Annotated in this window: 16 protein-coding genes; 8 read left to right on the forward strand and 8 right to left on the reverse strand. The window is 44.1% G+C overall.

Going from position 1 to position 15,969, the window contains the following annotated elements; translation table 11 throughout:
• Nucleotides 1-193 precede the first annotated feature (193 nt).
• Nucleotides 194-454 carry a putative hemolysin gene (locus tag P4S58_RS18515; RefSeq protein WP_102969491.1) on the forward strand — a complete coding sequence of 87 codons (261 nt, stop codon included), beginning with the start codon at nucleotides 194-196 and terminating at the stop codon, nucleotides 452-454.
• Nucleotides 455-511: 57 nt separating this feature from the next.
• On the opposite strand, the gene P4S58_RS18520 is transcribed toward P4S58_RS18515, so the two are convergent.
• The 5 genes from P4S58_RS18520 to P4S58_RS18540 all read right to left on the reverse strand — a co-directional run bounded on the left by P4S58_RS18520 (nucleotide 512) and on the right by P4S58_RS18540 (nucleotide 6,112).
• A complete protein-coding gene (locus P4S58_RS18520) occupies nucleotides 512-1,483 on the reverse strand; it encodes a glutathione S-transferase family protein (RefSeq protein WP_337165127.1) in 972 nt (323 codons plus the stop codon).
• A 205-nt stretch (nucleotides 1,484-1,688) separates the two neighbouring features.
• A complete protein-coding gene (locus tag P4S58_RS18525) occupies nucleotides 1,689-3,089 on the reverse strand; it encodes an APC family permease (protein ID WP_102969489.1) in 1,401 nt (466 codons plus the stop codon).
• A gap of 52 nt (nucleotides 3,090-3,141) precedes the next feature.
• Nucleotides 3,142-4,434 carry an NAD(P)/FAD-dependent oxidoreductase gene (locus tag P4S58_RS18530; protein WP_102969488.1) on the reverse strand — a complete coding sequence of 431 codons (1,293 nt, stop codon included), beginning with the start codon at nucleotides 4,432-4,434 and terminating at the stop codon, nucleotides 3,142-3,144.
• 47 nt (nucleotides 4,435-4,481) lie between these two features.
• On the reverse strand, nucleotides 4,482-4,901 hold the full coding sequence (locus P4S58_RS18535) for a RidA family protein (RefSeq protein ID WP_102969487.1): 420 nt from the start codon (nucleotides 4,899-4,901) through the stop codon (nucleotides 4,482-4,484).
• A gap of 71 nt (nucleotides 4,902-4,972) precedes the next feature.
• Nucleotides 4,973-6,112: a tyramine oxidase subunit B gene (locus tag P4S58_RS18540; protein WP_102969486.1), complete on the reverse strand. Its 1,140-nt coding sequence runs from the start codon at nucleotides 6,110-6,112 to the stop codon at nucleotides 4,973-4,975.
• Between the two features lie 288 nt (nucleotides 6,113-6,400).
• On the opposite strand from P4S58_RS18540, the gene P4S58_RS18545 reads away from it, so the two are divergent.
• Nucleotides 6,401-7,234, forward strand: a complete 834-nt coding sequence (locus tag P4S58_RS18545; RefSeq protein ID WP_102969485.1) for a helix-turn-helix domain-containing protein — start codon at nucleotides 6,401-6,403, stop codon at nucleotides 7,232-7,234.
• Between the two features lie 191 nt (nucleotides 7,235-7,425).
• Complete coding sequence (locus P4S58_RS18550) at nucleotides 7,426-8,214, forward strand: siderophore-interacting protein (protein ID WP_337165129.1); 789 nt, start codon at nucleotides 7,426-7,428, stop codon at nucleotides 8,212-8,214.
• Nucleotides 8,215-8,282: 68 nt separating this feature from the next.
• Here the strand turns inward: P4S58_RS18550 and phnR are convergent, their stop codons facing one another.
• The gene (gene phnR, locus P4S58_RS18555; protein ID WP_042483177.1) at nucleotides 8,283-8,987 is read right to left on the reverse strand and encodes a phosphonate utilization transcriptional regulator PhnR; all 705 of its coding nucleotides are present in this window, start codon (nucleotides 8,985-8,987) and stop codon (nucleotides 8,283-8,285) included.
• A 52-nt stretch (nucleotides 8,988-9,039) separates the two neighbouring features.
• The gene (gene yjjG / locus P4S58_RS18560) at nucleotides 9,040-9,714 is read right to left on the reverse strand and encodes a pyrimidine 5'-nucleotidase (protein ID WP_102967249.1); all 675 of its coding nucleotides are present in this window, start codon (nucleotides 9,712-9,714) and stop codon (nucleotides 9,040-9,042) included.
• 102 nt (nucleotides 9,715-9,816) lie between these two features.
• On the opposite strand from yjjG, the gene P4S58_RS18565 reads away from it, so the two are divergent.
• The 5 genes from P4S58_RS18565 (at nucleotide 9,817) to msrB (ending at nucleotide 15,041) form a co-directional block, all read left to right on the forward strand.
• A complete protein-coding gene (locus P4S58_RS18565) occupies nucleotides 9,817-10,734 on the forward strand; it encodes a LysR family transcriptional regulator (RefSeq protein WP_337165131.1) in 918 nt (305 codons plus the stop codon).
• 121 nt (nucleotides 10,735-10,855) lie between these two features.
• Entirely contained in the window at nucleotides 10,856-11,053 is a 198-nt protein-coding gene (locus tag P4S58_RS18570; RefSeq protein WP_042483170.1) for a hypothetical protein, read from the forward strand.
• A gap of 28 nt (nucleotides 11,054-11,081) precedes the next feature.
• Nucleotides 11,082-11,732, forward strand: coding sequence for an isoprenoid biosynthesis glyoxalase ElbB (elbB, locus tag P4S58_RS18575; protein WP_042483166.1), 651 nt, complete (start codon nucleotides 11,082-11,084; stop codon nucleotides 11,730-11,732).
• A 264-nt stretch (nucleotides 11,733-11,996) separates the two neighbouring features.
• Complete coding sequence (locus P4S58_RS18580) at nucleotides 11,997-13,745, forward strand: formate--tetrahydrofolate ligase (protein ID WP_337165132.1); 1,749 nt, start codon at nucleotides 11,997-11,999, stop codon at nucleotides 13,743-13,745.
• Nucleotides 13,746-13,895: 150 nt separating this feature from the next.
• Entirely contained in the window at nucleotides 13,896-15,041 is a 1,146-nt protein-coding gene (gene msrB, locus P4S58_RS18585) for a peptide-methionine (R)-S-oxide reductase MsrB (protein ID WP_337165133.1), read from the forward strand.
• A gap of 73 nt (nucleotides 15,042-15,114) precedes the next feature.
• Here the strand turns inward: msrB and folE are convergent, their stop codons facing one another.
• Nucleotides 15,115-15,771, reverse strand: coding sequence for a GTP cyclohydrolase I FolE (gene folE, locus P4S58_RS18590; RefSeq protein ID WP_102955449.1), 657 nt, complete (start codon nucleotides 15,769-15,771; stop codon nucleotides 15,115-15,117).
• Between the last annotated feature and the right edge of the window lie 198 nt (nucleotides 15,772-15,969).

Consider the following 15,969-nt stretch of genomic DNA (forward strand, 5'->3'; position numbering starts at 1 on the left):
GACAATGGTTTTTAAAAAAATATTCTACAATTTCCATATGGCGTAATCACTTGAAGTTACAGCTCGTTTCTAAATGGTCGCGTTAAGTACACATTTGTGAATGTGAAGAAGAGTACATGACGGAAGGCCAAACCGCTGAAACACCAAGCAGAACCAATTTAAAATAAACTCAATAAGCCCATGGAGATACCCGATGAAAAAACACAGTTTTGTGATTTCAGCTTTAATAGGTAGTGCACTACTTGTTGGCTGCTCAAACGAACCAGATGAATACGCTGTGAAGGAGTATGAAGCAACCACGAGCCCTGCCTCACTCTACTGTGTACAGCAAGGCGGAAAACTCGCAATGGTCACTGAGAACGATAAACGCGTAACATATTGTGTGCTCTCAGATGATGAGAAGGTCGAACAGTGGGAATACTACGAAAACCGACAAGATAAAGATAAGCAATAAGTACGCAGCTATTCACTCAGTCGTGAACAACAAAGGCAGCTAAAGCTGCCTTTTGTTTTAGTGCCCTACAGAGCGAAGCAAATCATCAATGTGTTTTGGTCCGATTGGCCGCACACCTGAAGGATTAAGATCTTTTATCGAGTAATAGCCAGTGATGATATGGTCGATATTTACCGTATCACTAACACCGGGCAAGCGTAATATTCGCTCCATATAAGCAGATAGATTTTTGTAATCTGCAATACGTTTGAAGTTAGTTTTAAACAACCCATGATAAGCGGCATCAAAACGAATCAGGGTTACGAAGGTGCGAACATCGGTTTCTGTTAACTGATTGCCCACCAGATAATCTTGGCCTTCCAGACGTTGTTCCAGCTCGTCGAGCATCGAGAAAACACCGGTTACGGCTTCTAAATAAGACTCCTGCGACTGCGTAAAACCCGCTTTATAAACACCATTGTTTAGCAGGTCATAGATACGAGGATTCAACTCATCAATTTCACTTGCGTATTGTTCTGGATACAAACGAACATCTGACGGCACTAAGTGTTCGAATGCGGTATCTAACATACGCAATATGTCTGCGCTCTCGTTATTTACCATCACATTCTGTTTCATGTCCCACAATACAGGAACGGTCGCACGACCAGTAAAGTGTGCATCCGCTCGGGTGTAAATTTCATGTAAGTACTGCGAATTAAACAGTGGATCAGTGTCAGAACCTGCGTATTGCGAAAAGCTCCAGCCTTGGTTAGTCATCACAGGGTTCACCACTGTAACTTCGATGTACTCATCTAAACCTTTAAGCTTACGAGCCATCAATGTCCGTGAAGCCCAAGGACAGATATAGGCAACGTACAGACGATAACGCCCCGCTTCCGCTTTGAAACCACCAGTACCTGTTGGACCAGCGCTGCCATCGGGTGTTATCCAGTTACGAAAACTGGAGACTTGTCGAACAAAACGTCCTTTCTCGTCAGCTTTCTGCATTGCTTTCCAATCTTTTGTCCATTTACCGTCAACTAACATGGCAACCCCCTTATCTGAATCGACCCAATTTATCTAACTTTCTAAATGCTGGATTCAGTATGATTACCATCGCGAATTAGAGCAATGACGTATTCAATGAGAAATAATCAACAATACGTTTATAAATTTATACCTATGATGAAGTGACAAAAGCCAACAGCGCTGGCCACTGTTGGCTTTAGATATAAAAGAACGAATATCTTGGTTAGTTCATATCAGGTGTAAACAGACCACGCTTCATATAGAATTTCACCCAAAGCGCACCAATGAAGCTGATAAGCAGCAAGATACCGCCCGCAACGCTGTATACCATTTGTGTCATCTCTTCAGATGGTGAGTTATGAAGCGCGACATACCCCATAGCAACGATGCCTAGGATCTGTGGAATGGGGAAGAAAGGCGATTTATAAGGACGATTTTGATTAGGCAGTTTCTTACGTAATACAATCACGTCAATATGTGCCACCATGTAAGCCAGTAACCAGCTTGTGGTTGCAGCAATAACCAACACAATCAGTGAATCAATATTAACCAACATGAACGCTATCGCTGTGCATGATGCAATCATAACCACACCAGCCCACGGAACATCGTAGCGGTTCTTTGCTTTTAGCTGAGGGAACGCTTGTCCTTGCATCGCCATGCCGTGCAACATTCTAGGAATAGAAGCCAGAATCGTATTAATCGTACTGCATGTCGCCGTCAGTGCCATCACAGTAGCGACTAACAAACCGCTTTGACCAAACACACCATTTGCATAATTCAGGTAAGGAATCGGTGACGTAACCAATGTTTCAGTATCCAGATACAGCGTGGCACCGTAAGCAAATGCTAGAAAAATGGCAAATATCATCGTCAATGACCAGTGCATGGCACGCGGTATATTCTTTGTCGGATTCTGCACTTCATTGATCATTGGACAAATAAACTCAACACCAACCATCAGCCACATCGCTAATGCGATTAAGCCGACAAAACTGCCATCCAGCACACCGCCGAAACTCCAGTCAACACTGTCTCCAGTTAGAACTGGATGTGGTTCACTAGCACCAGTAATAGCAAAGATTCCAATCAGAATAAGTGCACTGACCAATACAAACGCTAACATATTTTGAACTTTCGCAAACACGTCAGCACCAATCAGGTTGGTGACACTTAAAATAACCAAAATCGCAATCGGCACTAACTTTGCGGGGAATAAACCCGGCAGTAATTCTGACAACATTGCATCTACCAAGAACATTTCGACAGGTAATGCCAAAATCGCGACCACCACATAACCCGAAAAAACAGACACTATTGCCGGAAAGTGACCTATCGCTTTCTGCGTGTATGTGGCTAACGTGCCTTCTTGAGGAAACATCAGAGACAGTTCCGCAAAACTCATCGCGTTAAATTGCGCCAACATGTATGCACAAACCATCGCTGCAACAAACGCCATTCCACCTATACCGATACCCTGTGTTGCGGAGATCATCGCGCCTTGCACAATGACAAGGCCGATGCAGATCGCCATCATGGTTGGTAATCCCATTTTATTGATTTTTGTTTTATCCGCTGATCCTCCAGCGGTAGCAATTTTGCTTGAGTATGTAGTGTCGCTCATATCCAAATTCCTTTTGTAAATAGAGTCTTATGACCTAAACCAAATGTTCAATCTATAGTCTGTCAAACCGATAAGGTGACGGATCTATGATTGGGTTCATACCGCTAACTAAATCTGCAGCTAACTGCCCTGCCGCAGGTCCTGTACCAAAGCCATGCCCTGAAAAACCCGTCGCTATGGTTAATCCCGGAATATCCTTTATCCGATCAATAACAGGGTTTGAATCTGGTGTTACATCGATTTGTCCAGCCCAAGCTTCTTCAATCTGTGCGCTATCAAACGCTGGCCAGGCTTTACGTAAATTGGTTAAGGCCTCCTGATTTAATCCACTATTATGCAATGGGTCAATAGTTCTCACTTTCTCAAAAGGTGAGCTTGAACCACTGTCCCAACGTCTTGAAATTGCTAAATCTTTTAAGAAATAATTGCCGAGTGAAACACGCAAATAACTTCTTTGGCTCTTAAGTTGGCTAAGGTATCGGTGTCCTATTAATAGATGGTCGAGACATAAAGGAGCATCCAAAGCACCACGTTGAGTTATGATGAATCCGCCGTCCTGATGTTTGCGGAAAGAGAAGTTTGACGCACCAACAGCAATCTCAGTTGGACCTTCCATTGGCTTAGTGCGCATCACTGAGCAGATAAGCGGCAATGTCGGAAGAGAAATGCCTTCGTTGTCCAAAAAGCGACGTGACCATGCGCCACCCGCTAACAGTACTTGTTCGCATCGAATCTCGCCTTGTTCAGTGACAACGCCTGTCACTTTCCCCGCAGAACGTGATAGTCCTCGTACCGCACAGTTCTGAACTAAAATAGCGCCTTTGTTAACGGCTGCTTGAGCCATAGCACTAGTTGCAATCGCTGGTTCAGCACGACCATCTGAAGGAGTATAGATCCCCCCCAACCATTTACCTTTTCCGCCCTGCACCATAGTGTCGACATCCGTAGGCGTTAACATACGAGAGTCCAGTTCCAGAGACTTAACCGACTCCAACCAGCTTTCATGCATCACCAATTGTTCTTCTGAATCGGATAAGAACATGATGCCTGATTGTTTATAACCAACATCACGTCCGACTCGTTGTGACATCTGAGCCCAAAGTTTATCTGCCGCCTGTGCCAATGGTACATCATCAAAATGTCGGCTTGTCTTGCGAATCCAGCCAAGGTTTCTTGATGACTGCTCTCCGGCTATATGTCCTTTTTCAAGCAACACTACAGGTATATTTCTTTCTGCTAAGGTCAGTGCTGCACTAACACCAACAATTCCACCACCAATGATCACTACACTAGTCGACTCTGGAATCACATCTGCAGTCTGAATTCGTTCAAGGGTTTTAGTCATAATCCTTTATCCTAAAAAGGATGAGGCATCGCCCCATCCACACTCCATTACGCTATGACGATTTGTTGTGTTTCCAAACCTGAAGCACCTCGGTACGCGGTTATCTCTAACTCAACTTTGTAAATGGTTGAGCCCAAAGGTGGACACGTAACTGTCGTCGCTGGGTTTATTCCTCTGAATTTAGTGCCAATCAGTTCCATAACAATCGATACATCTTTTGGGTTTTGAATAAACACACGTGACATCACAACATCATTGAGCGAACTATCTAGCGCTTTTAGAGCTCTTTCGATATTGCTAAATACTTGCTCAGTCTGCTCAAGCACACTTTCACTAATCAATTGTGTTTCGGGATTACGCCCTGCTGTGTTCGATACATAAATCCAATTGTCGACGGCAACGGCTCGTGAATAACTGCCCATTTCTTCGAACTTTGAACCGGTTTTAACTTTGACGATCTGCGTCATGCTGATTTCCTAAATGAAATTGAAGTACCAATAGGTTGTGATTAAAGGTTGTAACTAGCGAAACGTTTTAATTAACGCAGCTCTGGTTCATCCCAAAGATTCAGTTTCACGCCAATGCCTTGTTCAATTGCGTTGCGATAAACAACCGTTCCCCAAGCTACGTCTTCAACAGGTAAACCGCCCACCGACAAAATAATAATCTCCTCATCGTTTTGACGACCAACCGCATCCCCAGCCACTATTTTGCCTAAATCTTCAAACTGCTCTTTATTCATCAAGCCTTCTGCAATCATGTCCATAAAACGAACGCCAATGATTGGAATGTATTGGTGAGCCGGTTTTGGTACTTCCTCAAACCATGCGTCATAAAGGCCAGGGTTATCCGCTACTTTTCGTACATCTTCTTTTTCAAGATCGGAATCTAAGCGGCAGTACGCAGGCATTGAGAGGAATGCTCCCAGTTTTACCCACTCGCGTTTTACTTCTGGATAGCTGGACACATCACCAGTCTCACCGGAATTGCAGTAAGTAACGATGTCAGCATCACGGACAACATCTTCAATGGTATCAACTACTTTTACGGTGGTAATTTGTGGGTAGTTAACGTGAACCCAGGTAATAAAATCATCAAGACTCTTCTTACCGCGCCCTTTAACTTTGAGCGTATCGATTAGCGGGCATGCAGCCATGAAAGCCGCTACCGATGTCTTACCCATTACACCCGGACCTAATAAACCAATCACTTTTGAATCTTTACGTGCAAGGTAACGAGCACCTACCCCCGGAACAGCGCCAGTGCGGTATGCGGAAAGCAGGTTAGCGGACATATGAGCCAACGGAGCGCCGGTGTCAGCGTCGTTAAGCGTGAACATCAAGATCGAACGTGGTAGACCTTTTTCTCGGTTGGCGATATTAGAGCCATACCATTTCACGCCACAGGTTTGGAAACTACCGCCTAAGTACGCTGGCATCGCCATCAACCGGCGGTCTGGAGAGTGTTTTGGCATGGTTGCAAATTCAGGCTCCTCCGGGAAAGTGATCATTGCACCATGAGAGTCGTTGTTTGCTCCCGCCATACGGTAATCTCCGCGATATAGCAGTGCGAACATCTCTTCCATCGTGTCCACACATTGGGGCATGTTGGTTACGCCTGCTTCGATCATGTCCTTTTCAGAGAGATAGATAAAATCAATTTTCGTGTTTGCTGACATACATTCACCTGTATCCATAGGGTTAATTGTTAGTCCTCTCTCGTAGCCTTCCCATCAACACAAAAGTTCAAACCTTAGCGTGATTTTTGTGACTCTTCCTTGAGTGGATAACTCGATACTAGTGAGCGATTTTTTGTGCGTATTGTATTTTTGCGACACAGATAAAAATCTTTTCCGCCATTTGTAAATTCTGATTTTTGGCACACTTGCTGCTAATCACGAAAACACTAGGGAAACAAAATCGTTACGATTTTTTAATATTTAAAGCAGACGGAAAGGCAAGAAATCATGTTAAGTTCATCTCACTCCTATCAGGTGGCGAACATACACTCCAAACAACCTTGGTTTGTTCTCAGCGCCGAAAAATATGCCACGAACTTAACGACGGAGAATCCCGTTATTTCTCATTTCTACAGCTTTGAAGTGGGTAAATCTCAAGCCCCAACGACAGCCATTCCAGACGGTTGTGTTGACCTGCTTTTTGATTGTAATTCCGACAGCCCTATGGGTTTGGTTTGCGGTACAACTTTGGAAGCGACCGAAGTCGCTTTTAACCAAGACCATCGCTATTTTGGTATGCGTTTTGTACCAGGTTTTATCCCCGACTTTATAGAAATTTCGGCTCCAGAATTGACCAACAAACAGTGCAATATTGTCGATGTAGTCTTGAATTCTCAGGATCTGGTTGAACAAATTATTAGTGCCAGTTCTTTTCAAGAGCAGGTACAAATCGCCAAACAATTTATGCGTGGAAAACAAGGTAGAAAACCCACCAATTTAACCCATCAAGTCGCCGCCAAAATTTGTCATGAGAAGGGAAATATTCAGGTTCAGGATCTAGAAACATTTACGGGCTATTGCAGCCGGACTCTACAACGCCAGTTTCGCGCAGATCTCGGGCTCACACCCAAAGCATTTTGTCGTGCAATTCGCTGCCAATCTGCCATTTACGATATAAACCATCTCGATAAAGTCGCTTTTTCTGACCTCGCTTTTAACTTAGGTTTTAGCGATCAATCCCACTTTCTCCGCGAATTTAAAAAGCTGGTTAGCGCGACTCCACTTGAGTATCAGAACCGAGTAAAGCAGAAGACTTATCTCGATCGAATTCAATGTTATTGAACTTATTTGGGGCAATAACACTCAACTTACGCACAAAATGTGTGCTTTTTATTTCTATAACCACCTCGAAATCTGGATGTAAACTTTTGTAAATGACAATTATTATCATTGATAAGCTGAATTTTTGCGGCTAAAGTAGCGTCGCAATCAATAAAAACGAATATATTTTTATAAGTACGAAAGAAGTTACTATGCAGAAAAGTCAAAATAAAAGAAGCGCTTACCCGTTAACGGTTATTGACGCTGAAAAAATTTCACCCAGCATTCAAAGAATTACATTACAAGGTGAGGCTATTGCTCACTTTGGAAAACAAAACGAAGGCGACTACATTAAACTTCTGTTCTCACCAGAAGGTTCAACTCAACTCTCAGATTTAGAAGAAGACGCAAGACCAATCATGCGCACTTATACAATCCGCGAGTTTGATGAACAGAAAAGCAGCATTGTGGTCGATTTTGTCCGGCATATTACTCATGACCCATCGTCTGGATTTGCAGCCCGTTGGGCAATGAATGCAAAAGTAGGCGACACCATTTCGATTGCAGGGCCGGGCCAAGGCCAATCCACGAATCCAAATGCAGATTGGGTATTCCTTGTTGCTGACATGACTTCACTACCAGCACTGGCGGTAACACTGGCAAACCTAGATGAAAATGCACGTGGTTACGCGGTCATTGAGGTCAACGAACATGAAGATGTACAAACACTTGAAGCACCACAAGGTGTCAAAGTGATATGGGTCGTTGCCGAGTACGGAGATAAATTGGTGGATATGGTCAAAGCTCAGGTTTGGCTAGAAGGACAATGTGCCGTTTGGTGCGCGTGTGAGTTCGATTCGATGAAAGCCCTGCGCCAATACTTCCGAAATGACAAAGAGATAGACAGAGATTTCATCTATATCAGCAGTTACTGGAAAAATGGCGTCAGTGAAGATGGTCACAAAGTGATTAAACGCCAAGACGCAGAAGAGCAAAACTAGTTTTCGAACAGCGAACAGACAGATAAAAATAGCCTGCTAATGCAGGCTATTTTCTTTCTTAGGATTGTTTATCTGGAGAGTTGAGCGACTGATTCGATACTGATAGCATCATGGCGCCAATACTCGATGTCGCAACATATTGCGTCACCATTAGCATCATAATTCACTCTTTCAACCACCATGGTTGGCGTACCATCGGTTGCTCGCAGTGCTTGCGCAGTTTCTCCCAGAAGTGAGCTTGTCGAAATTCGGTAGCGGACCGACTGATATTGCGTCGAGTAGTGTTCTTTATAAAGTTCGGTTAATGACTGTGACATGTCGTGAGACAGAAGATCAGGGAACAGCTCAGGGCGAATATAGTGAGTCACAAATACCACAGGACGAGCATCAAGGTATCGCACTCTGTCCACTCGATAGATATCCGAGAAGGGTTTTAATCCAAGCAGTGCTGATGCTTGTTTGTTGGCGATCATCGCTTTCGCTGCAATCAGCTCAGTTTTAGGCACACGGTTTTGCGCCTCAGCCATCTTATTGAAATTAAGCGTTTGTGTGGGGTCATAACGTAGTGGATCTGGGGAGATAAACCAGCCACGTCGGTCTTCACGGAATACACGCCCTTCAGCTTCAAGTAGCGATAACGCCTCACGCAGTGTTACGCGAGTAGTATCAAATGACTCTGCCAATTTGCGCTCAGAAGGTAGCTTCTGTCTTGGAGATAACATGCCAGCGTCGATTTGTTCAACGATGGCATCTTTAATTTTCACGTATTGCACAGTATTCCTTTCACCTACATCTTGTGAGCACACCCATTTTTGTGGATGAGAATTACGCTAACAGAATACTACGCAACTCATGCAAGGATTGCACTTCATAATGCGCATTAATCCCTTCGGGTCTTTCATGTTGATGCACGTTCAACCAACAGGTTTCGATACCGAAGTTTAAGCCACCAAGGATATCTGAATGAGGATTATCCCCCACCATCAGTACTCGCTCTTTGCTCGGGTTACCCATTTTCTCCATTGCATGCTGGAATATACCTGCATCAGGCTTAGCAATACCCACTTCTTCTGAAATCACAACATGATCAAAGTATTGAGTCATACCAGTTCTTTCCAAACGAATAGCCTGAAGTTCAGTAAAACCATTGGTGATAATGCCCAATTTAGCTTTGCCGTTTAATGCATCCATCAACTCTTTCGCGCCCGGCAAAAGAGTGCAGATATCAGCCATTGCTTCTAAGAATGCGCTGTTCAATTCGGCAGTGGTGGTCTCGAGTTTCTCTGCCCAAGCTTTAAAGCGGGTATGCTTAAGTTCTTCGGCAGTGATGGTTCCGTTTTGATAATCGACCCAAAGTGGCTTATTAACCTGCTGATAATGATGAAAATCTTGTTCTGTAAAATTCACGCCTTTGCGTTCAAACATTAACTGCATGCCTTTTAAAGCATCGAAATGGAACAAGGTTTCGTCAGCATCAAATAATATCCAGTCGTACTTCATATCTGTCTCCTCAAAAACGGTGTGCCTAGTGTAGATTGTTTTCCATAAAATGATAATCTCTAGCAACGGAAACTTGTTGTTAATTTAGAGGCAACAATAATCATGGACAATACTTTCTCTACCATCCCTATTTTCGTTGCGGTCGTTGAATGCGGAAGCTTTTCGCTAGCAGCCGAAAAGCAGGGAGTTACGAAATCAGCAATCAGTAAACGGGTTACCCAGTTGGAAGATGAGCTTGGTATACGACTGCTCAATCGAACCACACGAAAACTGAGCCTGACTGAAGCAGGCAAACGCTACTATGACCATGTTTCTCAAGCACTAGCTTTGGCACAACAAGGGATGGATGCCGTTACCGAGCTGCAAGGTGAGCCTAAAGGTAAACTTAAGATAACCGCCCCAATGTCTTTTGGCGTGCTTTATATCGCCCCTATCATTGCCGAATTTCTTGAGCAGTTTCCAAAAGTCACTATCGACCTACAACTAGAAGATCAAATGGTCGACTTAATCGAAGGAGAGTTCGACCTCGCCATTCGTATTGGCAACCTACCTATCTCAAATCTGGTGGCAAAGCGGCTGGTTAATTGCAAAAGCGTCTTGTGCGCATCACCTGAATACATAAAGCGCAATGGCTCACCGCAAAAGCCTTCTGATCTAATTGGCCACAACTGTCTTGTTTACTCTTATTTCAGAGGTGGTAGTGAATGGACATTCGAGCAACAACACAACGAGTTTAAAGTGATTCCCAAAGGGAATTTTATTGTAAACAACAGTGAAGCGATCCGCCGCGCTCTCATCGAAGGCTTAGGTGTGGGTCAGTTGCCTACGTTTCTGGTGAGCAAAGACATATTGTCTGGAAAATTGCTGCCCATAATGACGCCCTACTCTTTGCCCGAACACGCCATTTATGCCGTGTTTCCTGAACGTAAGCATCTTCCTCACAAAGTAAGGGCATTTATGGAGTTTGTTGCAGATAAATTGGGCAGAGACAAACCTATTTGGGATGAAGGTATATTCTGAGTCACAACAATAAAAGGCGAGAGCGGGAAAAGGCCTGTTCACTGATTTAGCACAATAAACGTCAGCGATTAACGACATATAAAACCTGTTAACCACTGTTTAGAGATCAATTGGATTAGCAATGAAACACTTCCTGCCTTCATCTGTAATGCTTGTTCCGTTTGTTGTAAAACATTACCCAGATAGTGACACAGAATCCCAAAGTGAAAGTGAGCAAAATTCGAGCTGTGATCTGTGCGACGATCTAACAACCAATCCTCAGCTAAAATTATCTACCGAAAACCAAGTCAAAGCGAAAAAAGGTCGTAAGCTTAAATAAAGTCCTGCTTAACAAAAGGAATAAGTCGATGAAAAAAGTAGCCGTGATTTTAAGTGGCTGTGGTGTCTTCGATGGCTCAGAAATTCATGAAGCTGTCTTAGCGCTCCATGCCATTGAGAAGCAAGGGGCAAGCTGGCATTGCTTTGCGCCTAATATCGAACAACTGCATGTTATCAATCACCTAACCGGTGAAGTGATGACAGAAAAGCGCAATGTTCTGGTAGAGGCCGCTCGGCTTGTTCGAGGCAAGATAGACGATGTAGAAAAACTCAAAGCCGACGACTACGATGCGTTACTCCTTCCCGGCGGATTTGGCGCGGCCAAAAACTTAACTGATTTTGCAGTTAAAGGCACAGAGTGCACCATTAATGCTCATGTTGCGTCTGCTTGTCGAGCGTTCGCTCAATCTGGTAAACCAGCTGCGTATCTGTGCATCGCCCCCACCATTATTCCAATGATTTATGAGCACGGTGTGCAAGGCACAATTGGTAATGACAAAGATACCGCCATCGCTTTCAATCACATGGGGGGTGACCACATCAACTGCCCAGTCGATGACTTCGTCTATGACCACGAACACAATGTTCTTTCTACGCCAGCTTATATGTTGGCAGGCAGTATTTCAGAAGCCGCATCAGGTATCGAACGTCTGGTTGAGAAGCTAATAGAGCTGGCATAGTCAATACCGCTGGCATAACTGGCTCGACGCTATAGAATGACAACAGCAAGGTGATCATCTCGGTCACCTTGCTGCTTTATAAAAGGTTGTTAATCATTTCCAGTGAGTAAATATTATCCGAGAGTTGACACAAATCAGCATAATTTTGAAAATCACCGCAATCGAACAATCCTCTCGCAAAAACACTTTACATCGATTTATTTCTAGATAACATGCCAACGCAAACGTTTGCTCAACTAAATACCATCACTCTCTGAGGATTTTATGCTATCAGACATCGACATTTGCCGCTCTACCCCATTGACTCACATTGATGCCGTTGCTGAAAAGGCAGGGTTACTTGCTGAAGAGTACGAGAGTCACGGCCATTACAAAGCAAAAGTCTCATTAAAATGTTTAGAACGATTGCATGAAAAACCCGTAGGCAAGTTTGTGTTGGTCACAGCCATCACACCGACACCGCTCGGTGAAGGGAAGACGGTTACAACCATAGGTTTAGCGCAAGGTTTAGCAAAATTGAATCAGTCGGTTTTTGCTTGTATACGCCAACCTTCTATGGGTCCTATCTTTGGTGTAAAAGGTGGTGCTGCCGGTGGTGGTTATTCTCAAGTAGCGCCAATGGAAGAGTTAAACCTGCACTTAACTGGTGATATTCACGCGGTGACCGCCGCCCATAACCTAGCCTCTGCCGCTATTGATGCCCGTATCTACCATGAGCAGCGTAACGGCTATGAAGATTTCGAACGCAGAACACAGCTTAAAGCGCTGCGAATCGATCCACACCAAGTGGTATGGAAACGTGTTGTTGACCATAACGATCGCGCGCTGCGCATGGTAACGGTCGGCCAAAACGAAATGGGTAAAACGATCAATGGTTATGAACGTACTGACGGTTTCGATATTTCTGCAGCGTCTGAATTAATGGCAATTCTTGCCTTGGCTTCTGACCTTAAAGATCTGCGTCAACGTATCGGCAAAATTGTGATTGGCTACAGTTTTGATGGTAACCCAGTAACCACAGAGGATTTGCAAGTCGCTGGCGCGATGACGGTCAGTATGAAAGAAGCGATCAAACCAACGTTAATGCAGACTTTAGAAGGCGTGCCTACCCTTATCCACGCAGGACCTTTCGCCAATATTGCACACGGAAATTCATCGATCATTGCCGATGACATCGCGACACGCTTAGCCGAATACACAGTCACAGAAGGCGGATTCGGTTCTGACATGGGTTTTGAAAAGGCCTGTAACATCAAAACAAAAGCATCGGGTAAAACACCCGATTGCGCTGTTATTGTGGCAACCTTGCGCGGTCTGAAAGCAAACTCAGGTCAATTCGATTTACGTCCGGGTCAAGCTATCCCCGACTCATTGTTCGCACCAGATCGAGTTGCTTTAGTCGCAAGCTTTGAGAACTTAAAGTGGCACATCAACAACGTTAATAAATACGGTATTCCTGCTGTTGTCGCGATTAACCGTTTCCCCCAAGATACTAACGAAGAACTACAGCAGCTTATTGAACTTATCGAGGCTTTGCCAAACGATGTTGAAGTGTCGATTTCAGAGGGTTTTGTTAAAGGTGGTGAAGGCACGAAAGAACTTGCAGAAAAAGTCATTAAACAGTGCGAGAAAACCTCTTTGTTTGAGCCTTTGTACCAAGCTGAAGATACGCTCATGACCAAGATCACCAGTGTTGTCACCAAAGGCTACGGTGCAGGTTCATTTATGCTGAGTTACAAAGCTCAAATGCAATTAAAGCAGTTGAACGAACAAGGCTTCGAAAACCTGTCAGTCTGTTTCGCAAAAACGCCACTCTCCATTACCACAAATTCTTCAATTAAAGGTGCACCAAGCGGATTTGAAGTGATGATTCGCGAGCTCAAACTCTGCGCTGGCGCTGGTTTTGTGTATGCGCTGTGCGACAACGTTATGACCATGCCCGGCCTACCAGACAAGCCCGCCTTTATGTCATTAGACATCGACGAACACGGGCATATTATTGGGTTGAGTTAACCCACCCAATCAAATTCGACAAGACAGCGTTGCAACCCAAGCTGCCTTTTCTTTATCGATAGATTTATTTCTTTCGTAAACAGTTTGAAATTTTTCACTTCGTGTGCCGTTCTTTTCTTATATCGATAATAAAAATGGGTAAGAAAAGTCATGAAACGCTCAACAGCACTATTACTACTCTTCGCAGCAATACCTTTATCAATTTTTTCGTTCAGTCATGCCACCAGCGAAATGACATCGACTCACGCAGATCCAATGAAATCTGGCCAAACGGAAGTTGCTACATTGGCGGGTGGTTGCTTCTGGTGTACAGAATCGGATTTGGAAAAACTTCCGGGAGTCGTTGACGTGGTCTCTGGTTACGCTGGCGGAAATGTTGACAACCCAAATTACAAACAAGTTTCCTCAGGTAAAACCGGACACATTGAAGTGGTTAAGGTGACTTACGATCCCAAAAAAGTGACTTACGAACAGGTACTGGACCAATTTTTTCGACATATCGACCCAACCGATGACCAAGGATCTTTTGTCGACCGAGGGAACCAATACCGCCCTGCGATTTTCTATCACAATGATGAGCAAAAGCAGATTGCTGCTAATTTCATGAAAGAAATCGAACAAACAGGCATTTTCAAAAAGCCATTAAAAACTGAGCTGATTAAATACACCAAGTTTTGGCGTGCGGAAGAATACCATCAAGACTATTACAAAAATAACTCGCTACGTTATAAGTACTATCGTTACGCTTCGGGACGTGACCAGTACCTAGACGAGATTTTCGGTAAAGAGAGAGTCGAAAAGCCGGTAACGTTACGAGAAATCATCGACAAAACAAAAGCTCTTAACAGTGTCAGAGCATACACTCGCCCGTCTGATGAAAAGATCAAATCAAAACTGACCGATCTACAGTATTACGTTACTCAAGAGGAAGGCACCGAACGTGCTTTCCAAAATGAATACTGGGATAACAAGCAAGCAGGGATCTATGTGGATATCGTTTCTGGAGAGCCGCTGTTTTCTTCCACCGATAAATACAAATCAGGGACAGGCTGGCCAAGTTTCACCAAGCCAATCAGTTCGGCATACATTGTGACTCACGATGACAACAAGCTGTTTTACACCAGAACCGAAGTTCGCAGCCGCTTTGCAGACTCTCACCTAGGCCATGTGTTTGATGATGGCCCAGCGCCGACGGGTTTAAGATACTGTATGAACTCAGCCGCGATGCGTTTTGTACCAGTCGATAAGATGGAGCAAGAAGGTTATGGGGAATGGCTTTCTCTTTTTAAGAAATAGTTCGACTGACTAGATAGCATCCGGCTATATAATTTGCCCAGTCTAGCTCTGACTGGGCTTTTTATTGTTCGCGTTAACGTAAACCGTGAAGAAATTCAGCGCGAGTTGCAGGGTTGGATTTGAAAATACCACCGAGCGCTGTGGTTGTGGTTACGCTGGTTGCGTCCATCACACCACGAGATTTCACGCAGTAATGCGTAGCATCGATAGTTACTGCCACATCGTCTGACTCTAGTAGAGCTTGCAGAGCAACCAGAATTTGCTGTGTCATACGCTCTTGAACCTGAGGACGCTGAGCAAAAAAGCGGACAATGCGGTTGATCTTAGACAGACCAATAATTTTGCCACGAGGAATATAAGCGACAGCCGCTTTACCATCAATCGTCACTAAGTGATGTTCACAAGTGCTGGTTACTGTGATGTCTTTCACCTTCACCATTTCACTCACATTCATCTTGTTTTCAATCACAGTGATTTTAGGGAAGTTGCTATAGTCCAGCCCTGAAAAAATCTCATCCACATACATTTTTGCAATACGATGCGGCGTTTCTTCTAGGCTATCATCGGTCAGATCAAGACCAAGTAAATTGAGGATTTCACGCATGTGACTCTCAATCTTTTCTTTCTTCTCTTCACGACTCACCGTATTTGGCTGCATTGGCGTTTCCAAACCACGGCGCTCTAGCGCATCTTTTACTAACTTTGCTGATTCGCTAAGACCTGATGACATTCACATTCCTCTTACTTTACCCCTTTCGGATGGCTGACAAGGATACTCGGATTCTTACATAATTACACCCCTATTTTATAGGTGGAAATACTGCTCCTATCTGCGAAAGCAAGGTATGTCCCTGTCAGTAAAAAGGGCATATGCAAATAGCTCTACTATGTTAGAGTATCTCCCAACAAAAAAGACTACAGGAATAAC

This window comes from Vibrio sp. Hal054 (assembly GCF_037162405.1).
Taxonomy (GTDB): domain Bacteria; phylum Pseudomonadota; class Gammaproteobacteria; order Enterobacterales; family Vibrionaceae; genus Vibrio; species Vibrio diazotrophicus.

What these genes read in the sequence shown, in the direction of transcription:
- P4S58_RS18515 (WP_102969491.1), top strand. Translation starts at nt 194, where the DNA reads ATGAAAAAACACAGTTTTGTGATTTCAGCTTTAATAGGTAGTGCACTA.
- P4S58_RS18520 (WP_337165127.1), bottom strand. Translation starts at nt 1,483, where the DNA reads ATGTTAGTTGACGGTAAATGGACAAAAGATTGGAAAGCAATGCAGAAA.
- P4S58_RS18525 (WP_102969489.1), bottom strand. Translation starts at nt 3,089, where the DNA reads ATGAGCGACACTACATACTCAAGCAAAATTGCTACCGCTGGAGGATCA.
- P4S58_RS18530 (WP_102969488.1), bottom strand. Translation starts at nt 4,434, where the DNA reads ATGACTAAAACCCTTGAACGAATTCAGACTGCAGATGTGATTCCAGAG.
- P4S58_RS18535 (WP_102969487.1), bottom strand. Translation starts at nt 4,901, where the DNA reads ATGACGCAGATCGTCAAAGTTAAAACCGGTTCAAAGTTCGAAGAAATG.
- P4S58_RS18540 (WP_102969486.1), bottom strand. Translation starts at nt 6,112, where the DNA reads ATGTCAGCAAACACGAAAATTGATTTTATCTATCTCTCTGAAAAGGAC.
- P4S58_RS18545 (WP_102969485.1), top strand. Translation starts at nt 6,401, where the DNA reads ATGTTAAGTTCATCTCACTCCTATCAGGTGGCGAACATACACTCCAAA.
- P4S58_RS18550 (WP_337165129.1), top strand. Translation starts at nt 7,426, where the DNA reads ATGCAGAAAAGTCAAAATAAAAGAAGCGCTTACCCGTTAACGGTTATT.
- yjjG (WP_102967249.1), bottom strand. Translation starts at nt 9,714, where the DNA reads ATGAAGTACGACTGGATATTATTTGATGCTGACGAAACCTTGTTCCAT.
- P4S58_RS18565 (WP_337165131.1), top strand. Translation starts at nt 9,817, where the DNA reads ATGGACAATACTTTCTCTACCATCCCTATTTTCGTTGCGGTCGTTGAA.
- P4S58_RS18570 (WP_042483170.1), top strand. Translation starts at nt 10,856, where the DNA reads ATGAAACACTTCCTGCCTTCATCTGTAATGCTTGTTCCGTTTGTTGTA.
- elbB (WP_042483166.1), top strand. Translation starts at nt 11,082, where the DNA reads ATGAAAAAAGTAGCCGTGATTTTAAGTGGCTGTGGTGTCTTCGATGGC.
- P4S58_RS18580 (WP_337165132.1), top strand. Translation starts at nt 11,997, where the DNA reads ATGCTATCAGACATCGACATTTGCCGCTCTACCCCATTGACTCACATT.
- msrB (WP_337165133.1), top strand. Translation starts at nt 13,896, where the DNA reads ATGAAACGCTCAACAGCACTATTACTACTCTTCGCAGCAATACCTTTA.
- folE (WP_102955449.1), bottom strand. Translation starts at nt 15,771, where the DNA reads ATGTCATCAGGTCTTAGCGAATCAGCAAAGTTAGTAAAAGATGCGCTA.